The 18,401-nt window shown below is 70.3% G+C and carries 15 protein-coding genes and 1 pseudogene; 4 read left to right on the forward strand and 12 right to left on the reverse strand.

From position 1 onward, the window contains the following. Positions 1 to 252 precede the first annotated feature (252 nt). Both ACIBB8_RS08005 and ACIBB8_RS08010 read left to right on the forward strand, forming a co-directional pair. Complete coding sequence (locus ACIBB8_RS08005; RefSeq protein ID WP_398949573.1) at positions 253 to 1,719, forward strand: NCS2 family permease; 1,467 nt, start codon at positions 253 to 255, stop codon at positions 1,717 to 1,719. A 38-nt stretch (positions 1,720 to 1,757) separates the two neighbouring features. After that, complete coding sequence (locus ACIBB8_RS08010; protein ID WP_398949574.1) at positions 1,758 to 2,909, forward strand: XdhC family protein; 1,152 nt, start codon at positions 1,758 to 1,760, stop codon at positions 2,907 to 2,909. Between the two features lie 88 nt (positions 2,910 to 2,997). Here ACIBB8_RS08010 and ACIBB8_RS08015 read toward each other — a convergent pair whose 3' ends face one another. The 9 genes from ACIBB8_RS08015 to ACIBB8_RS08055 form a co-directional block, all read right to left on the reverse strand. Continuing rightward, positions 2,998 to 4,230, reverse strand: coding sequence for an MFS transporter (locus tag ACIBB8_RS08015; RefSeq protein ID WP_398949575.1), 1,233 nt, complete (start codon positions 4,228 to 4,230; stop codon positions 2,998 to 3,000). A gap of 357 nt (positions 4,231 to 4,587) precedes the next feature. Then, a complete protein-coding gene (locus tag ACIBB8_RS08020) occupies positions 4,588 to 5,727 on the reverse strand; it encodes a zinc-binding dehydrogenase (RefSeq protein ID WP_398949576.1) in 1,140 nt (379 codons plus the stop codon). Next, a complete protein-coding gene (locus tag ACIBB8_RS08025; RefSeq protein WP_398949577.1) occupies positions 5,724 to 6,026 on the reverse strand; it encodes a putative quinol monooxygenase in 303 nt (100 codons plus the stop codon). The genes ACIBB8_RS08020 and ACIBB8_RS08025 overlap by 4 nt, the downstream gene beginning before the upstream one ends. A gap of 7 nt (positions 6,027 to 6,033) precedes the next feature. Further along, complete coding sequence (locus ACIBB8_RS08030) at positions 6,034 to 6,693, reverse strand: glycerol-3-phosphate responsive antiterminator (protein WP_398949578.1); 660 nt, start codon at positions 6,691 to 6,693, stop codon at positions 6,034 to 6,036. 43 nt (positions 6,694 to 6,736) lie between these two features. Further along, entirely contained in the window at positions 6,737 to 8,290 is a 1,554-nt protein-coding gene (locus ACIBB8_RS08035) for an FAD-binding oxidoreductase (protein ID WP_398949579.1), read from the reverse strand. Continuing rightward, positions 8,287 to 9,960, reverse strand: coding sequence for an FAD-dependent oxidoreductase (locus ACIBB8_RS08040; protein ID WP_398949580.1), 1,674 nt, complete (start codon positions 9,958 to 9,960; stop codon positions 8,287 to 8,289). The genes ACIBB8_RS08035 and ACIBB8_RS08040 overlap by 4 nt, the downstream gene beginning before the upstream one ends. Positions 9,961 to 10,035: 75 nt before the next feature. Then, the gene (locus ACIBB8_RS08045; protein ID WP_398949581.1) at positions 10,036 to 11,607 is read right to left on the reverse strand and encodes an FGGY family carbohydrate kinase; all 1,572 of its coding nucleotides are present in this window, start codon (positions 11,605 to 11,607) and stop codon (positions 10,036 to 10,038) included. A gap of 88 nt (positions 11,608 to 11,695) precedes the next feature. Next, positions 11,696 to 13,150 (reverse strand): MFS transporter, encoded by a 1,455-nt coding sequence (locus tag ACIBB8_RS08050; RefSeq protein WP_398949582.1) that lies wholly within the window; start codon positions 13,148 to 13,150, stop codon positions 11,696 to 11,698. Positions 13,151 to 13,491: 341 nt separating this feature from the next. Beyond that, entirely contained in the window at positions 13,492 to 15,054 is a 1,563-nt protein-coding gene (locus tag ACIBB8_RS08055) for a peptidoglycan-binding protein (RefSeq protein ID WP_398949584.1), read from the reverse strand. Positions 15,055 to 15,274: 220 nt separating this feature from the next. Here ACIBB8_RS08055 and ACIBB8_RS08060 point away from each other — a divergent pair, with 220 nt between their 5' ends. Further along, positions 15,275 to 15,436, forward strand: coding sequence for a hypothetical protein (locus ACIBB8_RS08060; protein ID WP_398949586.1), 162 nt, complete (start codon positions 15,275 to 15,277; stop codon positions 15,434 to 15,436). 422 nt (positions 15,437 to 15,858) lie between these two features. Here the strand turns inward: ACIBB8_RS08060 and ACIBB8_RS08065 are convergent, their stop codons facing one another. The 3 genes from ACIBB8_RS08065 to ACIBB8_RS08075 all read right to left on the reverse strand — a co-directional run bounded on the left by ACIBB8_RS08065 (position 15,859) and on the right by ACIBB8_RS08075 (position 18,151). Continuing rightward, positions 15,859 to 16,560: an IclR family transcriptional regulator gene (locus tag ACIBB8_RS08065; protein ID WP_398949588.1), complete on the reverse strand. Its 702-nt coding sequence runs from the start codon at positions 16,558 to 16,560 to the stop codon at positions 15,859 to 15,861. Positions 16,561 to 16,810: 250 nt separating this feature from the next. Further along, on the reverse strand, positions 16,811 to 17,482 hold the full coding sequence (locus ACIBB8_RS08070; protein ID WP_398949590.1) for a TetR/AcrR family transcriptional regulator: 672 nt from the start codon (positions 17,480 to 17,482) through the stop codon (positions 16,811 to 16,813). A gap of 105 nt (positions 17,483 to 17,587) precedes the next feature. Beyond that, a complete protein-coding gene (locus tag ACIBB8_RS08075; protein ID WP_398949592.1) occupies positions 17,588 to 18,151 on the reverse strand; it encodes a hypothetical protein in 564 nt (187 codons plus the stop codon). A gap of 114 nt (positions 18,152 to 18,265) precedes the next feature. Between ACIBB8_RS08075 and ACIBB8_RS08080 the strand changes: the two are divergent. Continuing rightward, a pseudogene (locus ACIBB8_RS08080) lies at positions 18,266 to 18,400 on the forward strand (3-oxoacyl-ACP synthase); the annotation flags it as partial. Position 18,401: the final 1 nt, after the last annotated feature.

Raw genomic sequence — 18,401 nt, forward strand, 5'->3', positions numbered from 1 at the left:
ACGTCACCCATCCGCCGCCCGCACCGCCCGGAGAACTCATGCACCGCACCGCTCGCGGTCCTCGGCACCACCGAGCGGTACCCCGTCCGCGGTACCGCTCGGCCGGAAACACCCGCAGTACCCGCAGATCCACTCTGCGTGAACAGTTCGTCTCGGGCCGTCCCCCGGGTCGTGCAGCCAAGCAGTCATCCCAAATCCCGCAGCACGAGTCTCCATCGCGGGTGCCCCTGTGAACCTTGGGAGTCAGGCATCATGACCCAGCAGTCAGTGGAGTACAGGACCACCGCGGAGGAGGCGGGCCCCGGCTCGCGCATCCCCGTCGGCAGATCCTGGCTCGACCGGTACTTTCACATTTCCGAGCGTGGATCCACGGTTGCGCGCGAAGTGCGCGGCGGCGTCACGACCTTCATGGCCATGGCGTACATCCTTCTGCTCAACCCGCTCATCCTCGGCGGCAAGGATGTCGAAGGGCAGCTGCTCAGCCGGCCGGGACTGATCACCGCCACCGCGCTCGCCGCGGCCGCGACCACCCTGCTGATGGGCTTCGTCGGCAAGGTGCCCTTGGCGCTCGCCGCCGGGCTCAGTGTCTCCGGTGTCCTTTCGTCGCAGGTCGCCCCCGAAATGACCTGGCCGCAGGCCATGGGCATGTGCGTGATGTACGGCCTGGTGATCTGCCTCCTGGTGGTCACCGGCCTGCGTGAGCTGATCATGAATGCGATCCCGCTCGCGCTGAAGCACGGCATCACGATGGGCATCGGCCTGTTCATCGCCCTGATCGGCCTCGTCAAGGCCGGATTCGTGCACGAGAACCCGGCTCCCGGCGGCGGTCCCGTCTCTCTCGGCCTGACCGGTGAACTGGCCGGCTGGCCAGTGCTGATCTTCTGCGTGACCCTGCTGCTGATCTTCATGCTGCAGGCGCGCAACATCCCCGGTGCGATCCTCATCGGCATCGTCGTCGGCACCGTGATCGCCGTGGTCATCAACACGCTCGGCGACATCGACCCCAAGGCCTGGTACAGCGGTGCGCCGGAGCTCAAGGGCAGCGCGGTCTCCTCGCCGGACTTCTCGCTCTTCGGAAACGTCGATTTCGGCGGCTGGGGCGACGTCGGCGCGATGACTGTCGGCTTCATCGTCTTCACCCTTGTGCTGGCCGGCTTCTTCGACGCGATGGCCACCATCATCGGCGTCGGTACGGAGGCCGGGCTCGCCGACGACAGGGGCAGGATGCCCGGCCTGTCCAAGGCGCTGTTCATCGACGGCGCAGGCGGTGCGATCGGCGGCGTCGCCGGAGGCTCCGGCCAGACCGTGTTCGTCGAGTCGGCGACCGGCGTCGGCGAAGGCGCCCGTACCGGCCTCGCCTCCGTCGTCACCGGACTCTTCTTCGCGGCCTGTCTGTTCTTCACCCCGCTCACCGCGATTGTGCCCGCCGAGGTGGCTTCCGCCGCTCTGGTCGTCATCGGAGCGATGATGATGCAGAACGCCCGCCATGTGGACTGGAGCGATCGTTCCGTCGCGATCCCGGTCTTCCTGACCGTGGTCCTGATGCCCTTCACCTACACCATCACCACCGGCGTCGCAGCCGGTGTCATCTCCTATGTGGCCATCAAGGCGGCCCAGGGCAGGGCCCGGGAGGCAGGCGGCTTCATGTGGGGGCTCACGGTGATCTTCGTCATCTACTTCGCCCTGCACCCGATCGAGAGCTGGCTGGGCGTCAACTGACCCGCCGCCCCTCCACACCTCGCTTAAGGAGACACGCCATGCTGGACATCGCCGAAGAGCTTCACCGGTGGGTCGGGCAGGGACGCGAGTTCGCCGTCGCCACGGTCGTGGCGGTCGGCGGGAGCGCGCCCCGGCAGCCCGGAGCCGCCCTCGCCGTCGACCGCGACGGCAACGCGATCGGTTCGGTCTCCGGCGGGTGTGTGGAGGGTGCGGTGTACGAGCTGTGCCAACGGGCCCTCGACGACGGCCTCACCGTACGGGAGCAGTTCGGCTACAGCGACGAGGACGCCTTCGCCGTCGGTCTGACCTGCGGCGGCATCATCGGCATCCTGGTGACACCGGTCCGCGCGGACGACCCCGCACGCCCGGTGTTCGCCGCCGCGCTCGCCGCCGCGGCGGCCGGGCAGGCGGCGGCGGTGGTACGGATCACCGACGGCCCCGCCGAACTCCTCGGCCGCCCCCAACTCGTCCACCCCGACGGCTCGTACGAGGGTGGGCTCGGCGGACATCCGGAGCTGGACCGCACCGCCGCGGCCGAGGCCCGCGCCATGCTGGACGCGGGCCGCACCGGCCCCGTCACCATCGGCGCCGAGGGCTCACGCTGCGGCCGCCCCCTCGCCCTGCTCGTCGAATCGAGCGTTCCGCCGCCCCGGATGATCGTCTTCGGGGCCATCGACTTCGCCGCCGCCCTGGTCAGGGCCGGCAAATTCCTCGGGTACCACGTCACCGTGTGCGACGCCCGCCCCGTCTTCGCCACGGCGGCCCGCTTTCCCGACGCCGACGAGATCGTCGTCGACTGGCCGCACCGCTACCTTGCGGCGACCGCCGTCGACGCGCGCACCGTGCTCTGCGTGCTCACCCATGACGCCAAGTTCGATGTTCCGCTGCTGGAAAGGGCGTTGAAGCTTCCGGTCGCGTACGTCGGCGCGATGGGCTCGCGCCGCACCCATCTGGAACGCAACGACCGGCTGCGCGCGGTCGGCGTCACCGAGATCGAACTGGCCCGGCTGCACTCACCGATCGGCCTCGACCTCGGAGCACGCACCCCCGAGGAGACCGCGCTCTCCATCGCCGCCGAGATCGTCGCCGACCGGCGCGGCGGCAGCGGCGTCCCGCTCACCGGCGCGCACACGCCGATCCACCACGAGGGCGGCCGGCCGCCGACCGGATTGATCACGTCCGTGGCCTGAACCGTCCCGTGAACCACGATTGTCCGGCCATGATTGTCCGGCGAGCGAACACGAGATCGATCTGGCCACCACCAACGGCTTCATATGGTCAGGAACGGCTGATCGCGCCGCGCGCCACCGCAGCCGCACAGAGCAGCGCAGGGAGCGCCGCGACCGCGAAGCAGACGGTCGGCGGCAGACGGTCCACCAGCAGGCCCACCGCCGCGGTGCCCGCCGAGGACCCGGCGTTGACCGCGGTGTTGACCCATGCACCCGCCTGTGTGCGGCTGTCCGCGCCGACGGACTCGTCCGCGACGAGATACGCGGTGGTCAAGGCCGGGGCGACGAAAACCCCGGCGGCCGTGACCACCGCGACCAGCACGTACACATGGGGCGACATCCCGGCCACGACCATCGCCACACCGAGACCGGCGGCCGGTACCGGCAGCCGCGCCCGGTTCGACGCACGCCATGAGACGGCACCATAGGCGAGCCCACCGACCGCGCTTCCGGCAGAGAGGGCGGCCAGCACCCACACCACCGCCGCGCCCCGGTGATGCTGCTCGGTGAACGCCACCACCAGCAGTTCCAGCGCCCCCAGACACAGCCCCACGGCGGCTGCCACGATCGCGGCGTGCCGCAACCCGACGATGCCGAGCAACCGCTGCCTGCGGGGTGTGTCCCGTGACGCAGCGGCATTCTCCGTCGACGGTGGCGCGCCGGGACCGCGCACCGCGGGTGAGGACGCCAGTGCCGACGCGCCCACCAGAACGAGCGCGGCACTGATCGCGACCCCTGCCGCGGGGACGGTGAACCTCATGACCAGACCCACGAGCAACGGTCCAGTGACGAACAGCAGTTCCTCGGCGACACCGTCCAGGCTGTACGCGCGCCGCAACAGCTCACGGTCGGGAACGAGACTGCTCCACAGGGTCCGCATCACCGGTCCCAGCGGCGGAGTGCAGGCGCCTGCCGTCACGGCAAGCATCCCCAGCGAGAGCGAGGAAGCCCCCGGTCGCCAGGTGACGTAGGCCAGGGTGGCGAGCAGTGTGGCGTAGACACCGGCCATCGGCGGCAGTGCCCGCCGCGGCCCGTACCGGTCGATCAGCGCGGCACGGGCGGGGGAGAGAAAGACACTGGTCGCCCCGAACAGAGCCATGACGGCGCCCGCGACGGAGTACGAGCCGGTGGCGTCCTTCACCGCCAGCATCAGCGAGAGGGAGACCATCCCGTACGAGAGTCGCCCCAACAGAGCGGCACCGAAGGTGCGGGAAGCGTGAGGAGTACGCAGGACGGTGGCATACGAAGGGGTGCGCGAGGGCGCGGTTGAAGGCGAGAGCATGAGGACGTTCCTCGTGAGGGCAGCGTGGCATGCGGCGCTGCGGGCGTGCGGGGACACCGAAGGGCCGCACCCGGTGGGACGGGGTGCGGTCAGTGCGGGGTCCTACGCACGGGAGAGGAACATGCCGACCAACTTATCAGGGTGAGAAGCGTGTTGTGGAGGGTCGCTTCAGGGCCGCATCGGTCAAAAATTGCTGTGAGGTGTGACAGCGCGTCGAGTAGCTTTGCGCACCCACCGGTGCGAATGACGCGAACAAGCGGCCCGAATGACATGTCACATGTCCCTGGATGCCGCAGGCGGATACTGACGGCGCCCCCGCAGCCCGCAGGGGCGCCGTCGACGGATCCGGGCGACGCGTCAGGCGTTCAGCATCCCCGACGTGTCGATGACCTGGCGGATCGCCCGGCCCGAAGCCAGCTCCTCCATCGCCGCGTTGATGTCGGCCAGCGGCAGCGTGCCCGTGTGCATCTGCTCCACTGGCATCAGGCCCGCCCGCCACAGGTCCAGGAACCTGGGAATGTCGCGGCGCGGGACCGCGTCGCCCATGTACGAGCCCAGCAGGGATTTGCCCTCGCCCGCGAACGCCAGCGCCGGGACCTCCAGCACCCGGTCAGGGGCGGGGAGGCCCACCGAGACGACCTTGCCGCCCCGGGCCACGGCCGTCAGGCACTCCGCCATGACCTTGGGACTGCCCACCGCCTCTATCGCCAAGTCGGCTCCAGCGGAAGTGAGTTCACGGATCGTGCCGACCGCCCCGCCGGGCGCGTACACATGCGTCGCACCCAACCGGACAGCCAGCTCGCGCTTCTCCTGGACCGGGTCGACCGCGATGATCGGGTACGCCCCCGCTGCCCGGGCGCCCAGCACCGCGGACAGTCCCACACCGCCCAGGCCGTAGACCACCGCCGACTGGCCGGGGCGCAGGGCCGCCGTGTTGATGACGGCGCCCGCGCCCGTAAGGACCGCGCAGCCGAACAACGACGCGACCGTGAACGGGATGTCCTCGGGGATCGGCACCACGGACTCCTGGGCCAGCACCGCGTATTCGGAGAACGCGGAGACGCCCAGCTGGTGGTGGACCGGACTGCCAGAGGCGTCGGTCAGGAGCGAAGGGCCGTGCAGCAGCGCGCCCGAACCGTTCGCCGCGGCCGCCTGCGCACACAGGGCGGGCCGACCCGCCGCACAGTCGGCGCAGAAACCGCAGCTCGGCACGAAGACCAGAGCCACATGGTCCCCGGGACGGACCCGGCTGACGCCCGGCCCGGTGTCCTGGACGACGCCCACCGCCTCGTGCCCCAGAGCCATCGGCAGTGGGCGGACCCGGTCACCGTTGACCACCGAGAGGTCCGAGTGGCAGAGCGAGGCGGCCGCGATACGGACCAACACCTCGCCCTCGCGCGGGGCACCCAGCTCCAGCTCCTCCACCTCCACCGGACGGGTCTCGGAGTAGGGGCGGGCCGTCGATATTCCGCGCAGTACCACCGCACGGGTCTTCATGCCCGCACCTCCGGACGAGGCACGCAGCGCAGCACGTCGCGGCTCTCCAGCAGCGGGACGACCTTGCCGAGCACGATCTCCTGGAAGTGCGGGGTGGCGCAGTGCGTGATGAAGTCGGCCTCGGAGACGTACTCCTCGTACAGCACTATCGCCCGCGGGTCCTCGGTGCCCTGGTGGACCCGGTAGGCGAGATTGCCCGGCTCCTTGCGGGATGCGGCGGCCATCGCGTCGAGCAGGGAGAGGACGCTGTCCTCCTCGCCGGCCTTCGTGCGGTAGCGGGCTACGACCACATATGTCATGGGGGGATTACTCCTGAGGTGCGGCGGGCCTCTTCAGGGCGGCGGGCGGGACCGGTGGCAACTGGTCCCGGCGCAGGTGCCAGAGGCGGGGGTCGGAGGTGGCGGCCGCGGCCGACCCGAGGGCCAGCGCGAGCGCCACGTCCGCGGCGGTTTCCACGAAGCCGGCAGCGACCGACGGGGACATCGCGCGCTGTGCCTGCGCGCTCATCCGGGCGACGATCGGGGCGGGCATGATCTCGACCAGGTCCGGCGCCCCGCGCGAGATGGCGTCCGTGGAGCGGCGCAGGTTGGACCGGTCGGTGACGAACACCTTCATCATCGTCAGCAGGCCGAGCGGGCGGCCCTTCTCTATGAGGGAGAGCCGGGTGCTGACCACGCCGTGCGCGCCCATGTTCTTGATGAACTCCAGCGCGCCCCGGTCCTGAGCCAGACCGGGGCTGCTGTCCACGTTCACGAACACGGTCTTCCCCGCCCGGCCCAGCACCGGCACGACCTGGGGCAGCTGCCCCACCGTGAGCGACGCGAGGATGCACACCTTCGCCGGTGCGGTCAGGAACTGCCGCAGCGGCTGGGTGCCGACGAGCGACGCCACGACCGGCACCTCGGCGAAGGCCGAGGCGAGCCGGGGGTCGAGTGCGGCACCGGACCGGGACGGGGAGGGGGTCATGGAAGGGGCCTGCCTGGGGAAGGAGGGTTCGCGGCTGCTGAGATCAGTTCAGCGGGGACGTACCGAATCGGCTGGGAAGGCCCAGTTTGCCAGGGTTGAGAATGCCCGCCGGGTCCAGGGCCTTCTTGACCGCGACGAACGTCGCGAAGCCCGCCCCGAGGGACTCCTCCAGGTAGGGGCCACGCAGCAGACCGCAGCCGTGGTGGTGGCTGAGCGCCGCCGCGTGCTTGATGAGTACGGCGTTGGCCGCATCCCACACCGAGCGGTACCAGTCGCGGCGCGACTCGGGCGCCACGTCGCCGCGCAGCGAGAAGTAGACGCAGGCCCCGTCGGTGTACGCGTGGGACTGGTGGGCCGAGGCCGCCAGGGTGCCCTCCACCGACTGGATCGCGGCCACCACCTCGGCGTAGATCACCGGGAGGTCGGTCCACGATGCGGCCATCTCCAGGGTGTCGGCGACGAAACCCGGACCAGGCTTGAAGCCGTCGGCGGACTTGCCGACCAGCATCCGCTCGTCCAGCCAGCGCTCGAACACGGCCTTGCTGTCCAGCTCGGGGCCGTACTCCCGGCAGACCTCCTTCGACACCCCGATCGAGGCGTCGACGATGGCAGGGTCGCCCTCGTCCGCGATGAGCAGGAGATTGGTCTCCGGGTGGCCGAAGTGGGTGCCCGACTCCAGCGTGTCGTACAGCCGCAGGACGGCCGGGGTGGCACCGCGCTGCATGATCCTGCGGCAGGCGTCCAGGCCCTCGGCGAAGGTCTTGAAGCCGAACGCGACGGCGTTCGCGTACTCCGGCAGCGGGTGGACCCGCAGCCGCGCCGAGACGATGACACCGAGGGTGCCCTCGGAACCGACGAACAGCTGGCGCAGGTCCGGGCCGACCGCGGCGCGGGCGTAGTCACCGTACGTGGCACGCGTACCGTCCGCGTGCACGACATCCACGCCGACGACCATGTCCTCGATCTTGCCGTAACGGGTGGAGAGCTGACCGGCGCCGCGGCAGGCGATCCAGCCGCCGACCGTGGAGACGGCGAACGCGGACGGCCAGTGGCCGGTGGTGACGCCGTACTCCTCCTGGAGCTGCTTCTCGAAGAGGTCGCCGAACATGCCGGCCTGGACGTCGACGATGTTCGACTCGGCGTCGAAGCCGGTGATCCGGTTCAGCCCGCAGACATCCAGGACGACGCCGCCGAAGACGGGGAGCGCCGCGCCCGTGACGTTGGAGCGGCCCGCGGACGGGGTGACCGGGATGCCGGCCCCGTGGCAGATCCGCAGCACGGCCGCGACCTGGTCGGCGTCGGCCGCCTCGACGATCACGGCATTCGGTGTCGCGGGACGGCCCTCGGTCTCGCCGATCATCGAGCCGGCCCACCAGTCACGGGTCCGGGTGACGACCTCGTCGCGGGAGGTGTGCACCGCGTGCGCGGCCTCGCGCAGCGCCTCGACCACGGCCTCGGGGACCTCGACCGGGTCGGTCTGGAGGGCGGCCTCGCCGTCCCCGATCGGGGTGTTCTGCGCCCACTTGGCGAAGCTGGGGGCGCCGATCGTGTAGTTGCCCCGGTTGAACGGATGGGTGATGGTCTGACGGCTGATCATGCTGCTGCCCCTTCGAGGAGTACGGACTTTTCGTGGCGGACGGCTGCGAGGTACTCGGAGACCGAACGCTCCACATCGGCCTCCGAGAGGTTCAGTTCCTGGCCGAGGATCGCGCCGACGGCCTCGGCGGCGTCGATGGAGGCGTCCCGGGCGAACAGACGGGCGCGCAGCCGGCGGGAGAGCACGTCGTCGACCGAGCGGGCCAGTTCGGCACGGGCCGCGTACACGACCTCCGCCTTGGTGTACGGGAGTCCCGCGACGATCGGCTCGGCCAGCGCGGGGTCGTCCTGGATCAGGTCACCGACGAACCGGGCCTCGGTACCGAAGCGTTCGCCGAGATGGGCGGCGATGCCACCGGATGCGGCTACGGCCTCGGCGTCGTATCCGGCGCCGCCGAGCAGCGGGAGGTCGGTGGTGCGGCTCCTCCCCTTGCGGCCGAGGACCGTCATCACCTTGTCGATGACGAGTTCACCCATGTGCCTGCTGGTGGTGAGCTTGCCGCCGGTCACCGTCACCATGCCGGTGCGGCCTACCGTGATGTGATGGTCGCGGCGCATGTCGAGCGTCGCGCCTTCCTTGCCGCCGACCAGCGGACGAAGACCGCCGATGGAACCGACCACGTCGTCCGGGGTGAGCTTCCCCTCGAAGGCGGTGTTGGCGCCCTCCAGCAGGAAGTCCATCTCCGCACGGGTGCAGTGCACATCGTCGGGGGAACCCTGGTAATCCTCGTCCGTCGTGCCCAGCACGACGCTGTTGCCCCAGCGGGTGCAGGTCGCTCGGCGCGCCCGGCCGGGGATCGGCACGGTGACCGTGCAGTTGATCCGCACCTTGTCCCACGGAACCACGATGTGGACACCCTTGGCGGGCCGTACCTGCGGCTGGTGACCGGCGTCCGCCTTCGCGTCGAGTTCGTCGGTCCACACCCCGGTGGCGTTGACGACGGCCCGTGAGCGGATGTCGATGGTGTCGCCGTCCGCCGAGACCCGGGCACCGGCCACCTTGCCCATCTGCATCAGCAGACCCTCGGCCCTGGCGCCGTTGAGGACCGTCGCGCCGAGCGCGGCGGCGGTGCGGATGATGGTGAGGACGAGCCGGGCGTCATCGGTACGGGCGTCGAAGTACATCAGCCCGCCCTTGAGGTTCTCGGCGCGCAGCGTCGGCGCCTGCGCGAGGACCTCGGGGACGGTGAGCCGCTGGTGGAGCTTGCCGATCCGCCAGCCGCCGACCAGGTCGTACGTCCACAGCAGACCCTCGAAGCCCTTGGCGAGGCGGGCGTCGAAGATGCCCTCCTTCTCCAGGATCGGGAAGAGGAACGGCAGCCGGTGCACCAGATGCGGGGCGTTCTTGCGGAAGCGGTGACGCTCCAGGAGCGAGTGGCGGACCAGGTTGACGTTGCCCTGCTCGATGTAACGCAGGCCGCCGTGCACCATCTTCGAGGACTTCGACGACGTGCCGGAGGCGAAGTCGTCCTTCTCGACCAGTGCCGCGCGCAGCCCGCGCGAGGCGGCGTCGAGCACGGCGTACGCCCCGGTGATGCCGCCGCCGATGACGAGCACGTCGTACGTGTCGTCGGCCAGCCGGCGCTTGAGGGCTGCCCGGTCGAGCAGCAGGGGCGTTCGGCGGGTCGCCGCGGCGCTGCGCCGCGGTTTCCGGGCGGGCATGGTGATCACAACATCAACTCCTGGTGTTTCGGTGCGGCGGCCGCGTGGTCGGGTACGGGCCGCCAGTGCGACGGTCGGAAGCCGTCAGTGGGGGGTGTGGGATTCGGGGTCCTTCAGAGGGAGCAGTGCGGGGTCGTCGAGGTGGGCGATCAGCACGTCGCGCCAGGCGGACCGCTGCGCGGTGCGTTCGGCCGCGGTGATCGCAGGTTCGAAGATCCGGCCGTGCGGCTGCGCCTCGACGACCTCTTCCAGCGAGGACCACAGGCCCTGGGCGACACCGGCCAGATAGGCGGTGCCGCGCAGGCTGGCGGTTGCGGAGTCGGAGACCCGCTCCAGCGGCAGGCCGGTCAGGTCGGCCTGGATCTGCATGAGCGGGTCGCTTCCGGAGACGCCGCCGCCGACCCGCAGCCGGGTGAACGGCGTGCCCATGGTGTCGGCGACCCCGTCGATCAGGTCGCACACCGAGTGCGCGATCCCGTCCAGCACGGCGCGCGCGAGATCCGCGCGGGTGGTGGCGAGGGTGAGCCCGGTGAGGGATGCCGTGGCTTCCGGGTGCCAGACCGGCGTACGGACCCCGGCGAGTGCCGGGACGAAACGCGGGGTGCGGCCCGGCCGGGTGGGGACCCGGCCCGCTTCCTCACCGAGCTCCTTCGGCGATGCGAACAGGCCCAGGTCGTCGCAGAGCCAGCGCAGCGCCGAACCCGCCGTGGAGGTGTAGGCCTCCAGGCTGTAGTGGCTGATGTCGCCCTGCCGCCGGCCGGGCTGGGCGAGTACCCCGGAGATGTCCGGCCGGGGCAGGGCGGGCGTGGTGCCGGTCGCCGCGTCGACGAAGGCGCCGGTTCCGTACACGCACATGCCTTGCCCGGCGGCGAGGCCGCCGAGCGCGACGAGAGCGGCGTGCTGGTCGCCCATGGAGGCGGTCAGCGGGACGGCGATCCCGAGTGCGCCAGGGGCGGTCGTACCGAATCCGGCGTCGTCGGAGCGGAGTTCCGGCAGCAGGTCGAGGGGGAAGCCGAGGTGGCTGATCCACTCCTCGTCCCAGGCGTGCCGCTCCAGGAGATAGCCGCCGGTGGACGCGGCGTTGGTCGGGGTGGTGGCGTGCACGGCGCCGCCGCTGAGGCGCCAGATCAGCCAGGTGTCGACGGTGCCGAAGAGGAGCCGGCCCTCGCGGTGGGCGGCGGCCACCTCCGGGTGCGCGGCGATCTGCCGGGCGGCCCAGAGGAACGGGGCGCGGGCGCCGACCGGCCGGCCCTGACGGGCCAGCAGGGCGGCGTCCCACTCGCCTTCGTACGCGGTGAGCTCGGTCGCGTACCGCCGGTCCTGCCACACCACCGCGGGCAGCAACGGCCGCCCGGTGACCCGGTCCCACAGCAACACGGTGGCCCGCTGGGTGGAGAGCGCGACCGCGGTGATCTCGATTCCTTCCTCGCGGGCCCGGCGGACGGCCCGGCGCGCCACCTCGACGGTGGCGGTCCAGATCTCCATCGGGTCCTGCTCGACCGAGAGGTCGTCCGGATGGCTGACCTCGATCGACCGGTAGAACACCTCGTGGGCGGCGCCCGAGTCGAGGACGACTCCGGCCCGGGTGCCCGTGGTGCCCTCGTCGATGGACAGCACGCCGCGCCGTGGGGCGGCGCCGGGGAACGTCTGGGTCATTGCAGCCCTTTCATTGCGAGCATCGCGCTGTGCGGAGGGGTACGGAGGGGAGGGGACCATCGTGTGGTGCGGCAGGCCCGGCGGCAGGTCAGCGCGCGGTGACGGACTCGGCGGATTCCGTCGAGCCGGCCCGGGCACCGATGGCGGCACGGTCCTGTCCGGCTGCCTCGTCGGGCGAAGCGGCCTTCGTCGGGTCCCACTTGATCGCCAGACAGGTGATCAGGCCGAGCAGGGGCACGACGGAGAGCACCAGGAACGTGTCGGCGAGCCCGAGCGATTCCTTGATCTGCGGGAAGACGTACAGCCCGGCGACACTGCCGAAGCTGCCGACCATCCCGGTGACGCCGGTGCCGAGCGCGCGGACGTCACTGCTGTACGAGAGCGCGGCGATGGACTTGCCGTTGGCGCCGGGGCCAGCGGAGTGGCAGAGGATGAACAGGACCGGCAGCAGGAACGCCACGGCCGTGGGGACCTTCTCGAAGGTCAGCCCCATCGCCAGCAGCGCGACGAAGACTCCGGCGAATCCGGCGGCGGAGCTGAGCCGCAGCCCGAGCCGGCGGCCGAAGTACGCGGACAGAAGCCCGCCCGCGATACCGAAGGCGTTGAAGACCATCGAGCCGACGGTGGCCTTCTCGAAGCTCTCGCCGAAGATCGTCAGGCTGATCAGCGGCAGATACCAGCCGACCGCGAAGTACTGCATCGACTGCCCGAGCGAGATCACCGAGGAGAGGAGCGTGCGCGGCAGGTACTCGCCCTTGAAGAGCAGTCCGACCTGCCGGAATCCGATGGCGGGAGCCGCGGTGGCGGCGCGGGTCGCCTCGTCGGGCTTACCGGCGACGGCCTTGATCCGGTAGATCTTGTCCAGGTTGACGACGGCCTCGTCCAGGCGGCCCTTGCCGGCCAGCCAGGTGGGGCTCTCCCGGAGCATCAGCCACTGGCCCAGGAGCAGCGTGGTTGCGACGACCGCGGCCGAGCCGACCGACCAGCGCCAGATGTCCGCGCCGACGTCCAGGTTGAAGAAGAGCAGGGCGAGGGCGAGGTTGCTGGTGGTGGCGACGTACCAGACGGCCTGCCACAGGTTCAGCCGGCCGCCCAGCTTCGCGGGCGTGTACTCGGCGAGCAGCGCCATGGCGACCGCGAAGTCGATGCCGTACGCGACACCCACCAGGACCCGGCCGAGCCAGACGACGGTGAAGTCACCGGCGAAGGCGGCGAGCAGGGCGCCCGCGATGGCGAACACCTTGGCGATGAGCAGCGGGGGGACGCGGCCGATCAGGGTGGCGAGCCAGCCGCCGACCGGATTGAAGATGATCGCCAGGGCCGGAGCGGTGGCCGTGAGGATCGAGACCTGGGTGCTGGTCAGCTCCATCTGGGTCGTCATCGGCCCCAGACCGGCGCTCAGCGCGGCATTCGAATAGGCGTCGAGGAACAGCCCGCCGAACACGAGGAACCAGATGACTTGCGCCCGGCCGGTGATCTTTCCCAGCCCATCGATGAGCGCAACGACGTCGGCGACGCCTTTGACGCTCGGACGTTGTGCCATGAATCCGCCTTCGAGGAAGACCCATCGGCGGCACGGGGAGCACAAAGAAACAGGCATGACGAAACCACCGACAGGTGGTCTATGTCTGTGCCTGTCAAAACACTGCGGAAAGCGCCGCAGCACGTGAACTGCAAGAAGTACGAACTACGCAGTGAGGTTAAGAACGAGTCAGGAGAAACGTCAAGGGTTTCCGGCAGGTTACTCAAATGTGACGCGGGTCTTGACGGTGCCGGGGGAGAGCGCTGTGGCCTGTGACAGCCACCGGAGCGCCACCCGCGGCATGCGAAGGGCGGGGCGGTGCGCTGCCCGCACCACCCCGCCCCGCACCCGTGAGGTCTTCGTCAGTGCCCCGTCTGCAGTGCCGCCCAGGTGTCCGGCCCCACGATGCCGTCGGCCGCCAGGCCCCGGCTCGCCTGGTAGCTGCGTACCGCCGTCAGCGTCGCCCGGCCGAACCTCCCGTCGATACCGACCGTCGAACCGAGCGCCGCGGTGAGTGAGCGCTGGAGCCGCTTCACTCCGTCGCCCGCGTCACCCTGCTCGAGGGGCGCCGTCGGACCGGCCGACAGCAGCGCGGTCCAGGTCCTGTCTCCCACGATGCCGTCGGCCGTCAGGCCATGGGCCGCCTGATAAGCGATCACCGCATCCCGTGTGGCCGGGCCGAAGCTGCCGTCCACCGCGCCCATCACGTAGCCCTGCTCGCCCAGCAGCTGCTGAACCGCCTTGACCTGGGCTCCCGTTGAGCCGCTCTGCTGGGTCGCGTACGTGGTGAAGCTCAGCCCGTCACGGCTGGCGCCGCCACGGGTGTCCCCGCCCACCAATTGCATGTAGCGCGTCCAGTCCCAGTACGGGCCCGGGTCCGTGTGGTCGTTGCCCGGCGCCTCGCTGTGCCCGATGATGTGTGCCCGGTCCTTCGGAATCCCGTACCGGTCGCACAGATGCTTCGTCAGGGCCGCTGAGGATCGGTACATCGTGTCCGTGAACCAGGACGGGTCGTCGATGAATCCCTCGTGCTCGATGCCGAGCGCCGAGGCGTTCGCGCCCCGGGCGTGGTAAGCGGTGTCGCTGTCGCGGACCGTCTGGGTGATCTGCCCGTCGGAGGAGCGGATCACGTAATGGGCGCTCACCTCGGACGTGGGGTCCTGGAACCAGCTGATCGAGCCCGAGTACGAGCCCTGCGTGACATGGATGATCACCTTGTTGATCGGCGCCGACCGGCCCTTGGTGAAGTTGTTCGGGTCGGCCGGGACCCACAGGGCCGACGGGTAGTCGGCGCTCCGGGCGCGTGACCCGCGGTCGGAGAAGGCGCCCTTCTCCGGGGCGACCGGGCGGGCGGTCACCGAGACCCGCTCGCCGCCGGGAACGGTGGTGACGATCCCGTTCGCGAGGAACGTGTAGACCGTGTCGGCGTAGAGGGCGGCGGCGCGGCCCGTCGTGCCGCTGTACCGCGCCACGGCCGGGTACCAGGCGTTGATGTCATCGCGCTCGTCGCCGTCGAGGCCGATGCGGTCCGCGTACGCGCGCAGCACGGCCGCGCCGCCGAGGATATTGGCCGCGGTGTCCGACCGGAGCTTCGACAGCGGCGCGCCGGTGAGCGCGGCCGCCGTTTCCAGCGTGTGGTTGCTGGGGTTGCTGACCAGGTGCATCACGCCGTACCCGTTCGCCTGGCTGGGGCGCCCGGCGTGGCCGTCGAGGTGCGTTTCGCCATAGCCGACGGCGGCGAGCAGGTCGCGCGGTACGTCGAACTCCCGTGCCGCCTGCTCCAACGCCTGGTTCATGGAGGAGCCGGCGGCGACCGGAGGGGGTGCGGCGAGAACCGGCGTGCCGGTCGCGGCGAGCGCGGTGGCGGTGAGAGCCACCAGCACGGATGCGCGGCCCCTCGTGTGGGCTGCGGCGCGTCTGGGCATACCTGCTCCTGCTCTGTGGGGGAGAAAGAACGGCCCCCGGAACCGAGTGGGGTGGGTCGAGGGCCGCGAAGCGGGCTCAGGCTATCCATGCGTCCAGGGCATGAAAAACATTTGCCTGCGTGTCGAACTCCCTGTCACTCCGGCAGAGTTGACAAGCGAGATAGTAAGCAGCCCGGCGGTGCGACCGGTCGTCGGGCGACGGCGTGACTAGGCGTCAGATGTGTACCGTACCGCGCTTCCGCTCCGTGACGAGCTGCCGCGCGACGTCGGTGACCACGTCCTCCTGACCGGCATACCCCGCGGGACCGCGATCCTCGCCCGTACCGACTCGTCGGTCGTTGCGGCGATCAGCTTCATCTCGTCGGTGCTGGAGAATCCGTAGTTGAACGAGGAGTTGACCAGGTCGTCGCCGTGACTGACCTCCAGTACCTCGACGCCGGCGTCGTCCAGCGCCCGGGGGTGTGCTTGGCGTGGAAGCGGCTGTCCAGCACATGTCCGTAGTCGGGCTCGTCGATGCCGAGCTGACGCTGCATCGGGCGGGCGGTGAGCCCCTTGTGGCCCGCGATCGGTGTCCGGCCTTGGTGCGGGCGCGGACCCGGCGAAGCTGGATGTACGCATCGTCAGTCCCGGTTCCAACGCGGTGAGCGGGGCGACGGGCGCTCCGCTGCGGCAGGAGTCGAGGAGCAGCCGGGCGGCCTCCGCGCGCCGCGAGCCGTCCGGTGCCGTGGCGCTGGTCACTTGTGCTCCCCGAGGAAGCCGAGTGCCAGCTCGTTGAAGACGGCAGCCTGCTCCCACTGCGGCAGGTCAGACGCTACGGGAGAGCTCCTCGGCGGCGGCCAGCATTCCCTTGACCGAGGCGCGCGCCACCTCTTCCCGGGTGGTGATCAGGTTGATGCACAGCTGCATCGTCGGATCGACCGAACGCAGTGGCACGGCCACCCCGAAGGCACCCGGCTCCACCCGCCCGAACGTCATCGCGTACCCGCGCTCGCGCACCTCGGCGAGCTCGGCCGAATCGTCCGGCGACGGCGGCCGGAACGAGGCCAGCGCCAGACCGGCCGCGCCGACTCCGATCGGGTTGCGGCTGCCGACCCGGTAGGAGAGGTGGTAGTCCACCGACTGCGGCTCCGCCACCGCCACCGCCACCGCGTCGTCGCCCTCCGCGGCGATCAGCGCGACCGTGGCTCTCAGTTCGTCTGCGGTCCGTCGCAGCACCGGCAACGACGCCTCCCGGATCCCGGCCGCATAGCCACGCGCCAGCGCGGCCGTGCCGGACCCCGCCCGGAAGCGGCCGTCCGCACCCCGGAAGACCAGTCGGAACTCCGCCAGGGTGGTCAGGATGCGGTGCGCGATGGTGCGATGCACGCCCAAGCGGTCCGCCACGTCCTGCACCGCGAGCCCGTGCGGCGTCCCGGCGACCAGCCCGAGCGCGGTCAGGCCGCGGGCCAGGGTCTGGGACCCGGTGGTGCGGGAGGAGGCCTTGTCGGGAACCGGCTTGTCGCTCACCCGGGCAATCCTAGGCGGGGGCTGAAGATCTTGGCTGGATCAGCGAGCGGCGTCTGGTGCGTGCGGCTGCAAGGCGCCGAAGCGGCCTCATAGCGGAGCTATCAGGCCGTTTTGGCAACGCCGCAGATGTGCGTGCAAGGCGCCGGGAGCCCGGCCAAGATCTTCCGTGCCCTCCTAGAGCGTGTCCGCACCGCACCGTCGTCCACCGGAAGGGCGGGGGCGCGGGCGATTCGCCACCGCACCCGCGTGCTCAGCCCGTCGTTGTCGTCGGAGGGGTCTGGGCTGGGAGGTGACCGTGCAGGAGGAGACTGACGATCTGGTCCACCACCGCCTCGCCCGGCGGTTCGCGGCTTACCGCAGCCAGGTAGACGACGGTTCCGGAGTAGATGTCGACCATCAGTGAGGTATCGGTGTCGGGCTGCAACCGGCCTTCGAGTCGGGCTCGCTCCAGCATTTCCACGACCGACGCGCGACGGGGTTCGATGAGCTCGGCGAAGGCTCCGGTACCGGTGGGATCCTCGATCACATCGGCGAGCAGCGCCGGGAGGATCAGGCACGTCGGCATGGCGGAGACGAGCTCGATGGTCAGCCGGACGGCGGTTCGCAGGTCGGCTTCCAGGTCGCCGGTCTCATGGATGGGAGGGAGTGGGACGTCCCCGCTGAGGGCCTCGATCACCAGCGCGGCCTTGTTCGGCCACCACCGATAGATCGTCGCCTTGCTGACGCCGGCTCGCCGTGCGACGCCTTCGAAAGAAAGTCGCTGATATCCGACCTCGCCGAGCAGGGCTTTCGTGGCTCGGAGCACGGCTTCGTGAGACTGTCGGCGCCTCCGCCCGTAGCGAGGCACGACGCGGTTGCGCTGGGCGGCGTACTCAGGAGCCAAAGGGTCCTGACGGCCGTTCTGCTGCCTGGGAGTAACCACCGTGTGCCTCCTTTGTGAGCCACTGGTGCGCCCTTTGACTTTGCCCTATGAGTGACCCTATCTTGGCGATACGAGGCGTTTCGTATCGTATGATCCCTCTTGTACTCAATAGTAGGATCCTGGAGCCCGCCGGAGAATCGCTGCCGGCAATCCCGGTGGGTGGATCACCGCGCACCAGACCCGCGCGCGGGATCTGGTGCGGATGGGCGTCCCCAGCGAACGCCCGAGATCTCTTTCTCGACCCCCCAGAAGGGGGGACATATCATGCGCGCGAATACGACCAGGATGCGGCGGATAGCCGCCGCGGTATGCGCGGCACCCATCCTCGCCATCGCGGCCGGAGCCGGCGCTGTCAGCGCGGCCGCTTCTCCCCCGTCGTCCGCCGTCGCCTCCGTCCCGTCCCAGTACGGCGGCTCGGGTTGGCACGGTTGCCAGTTCGATGAAGGCTGGGGCTGGGGATTCAGCTGTCACGACTTCGACCATGGCTTCGGTTTCGACCATGGCTTCCGTTTCGACCATGGCTTCCGTTTCGACCATGGTTTCGGCGGTGACCACGGCTTCGGTTTCGGCCATGGTTTCGGTGGTGACCACGGCTTCGGTGGTGACCACGGCTTCGGTGGTGACCACGGCGGCGGTGGTGGTGACCACGGCGGCGGTGGTGGTGGCCACGGTCGCTGACGCTCCAGCGCGGTGAGTTCGCGATCAACACGCGACAGTTTGTAAGTGCCGCGTCCGGATGCCCGAGCTGCTCGGGCATCCGGACGGGGTGTCGTGCACTGGGACGACCTCGACGCACCCGCCCCGGGCGTCACCGTCGACGTGGTGAACAAGGAGGCCGGCAACGGCGCCTTCGAGGCCGCCGTCACGACCTCGCTCGGCTTCGGCGGCCACAACGCCGCACTCGTCCTCAGCGATGCGA

The sequence above is a fragment of the Streptomyces sp. NPDC051286 genome (genome assembly GCF_044455345.1).
Classification (GTDB): Bacteria; Actinomycetota; Actinomycetes; order Streptomycetales; family Streptomycetaceae; genus Streptomyces.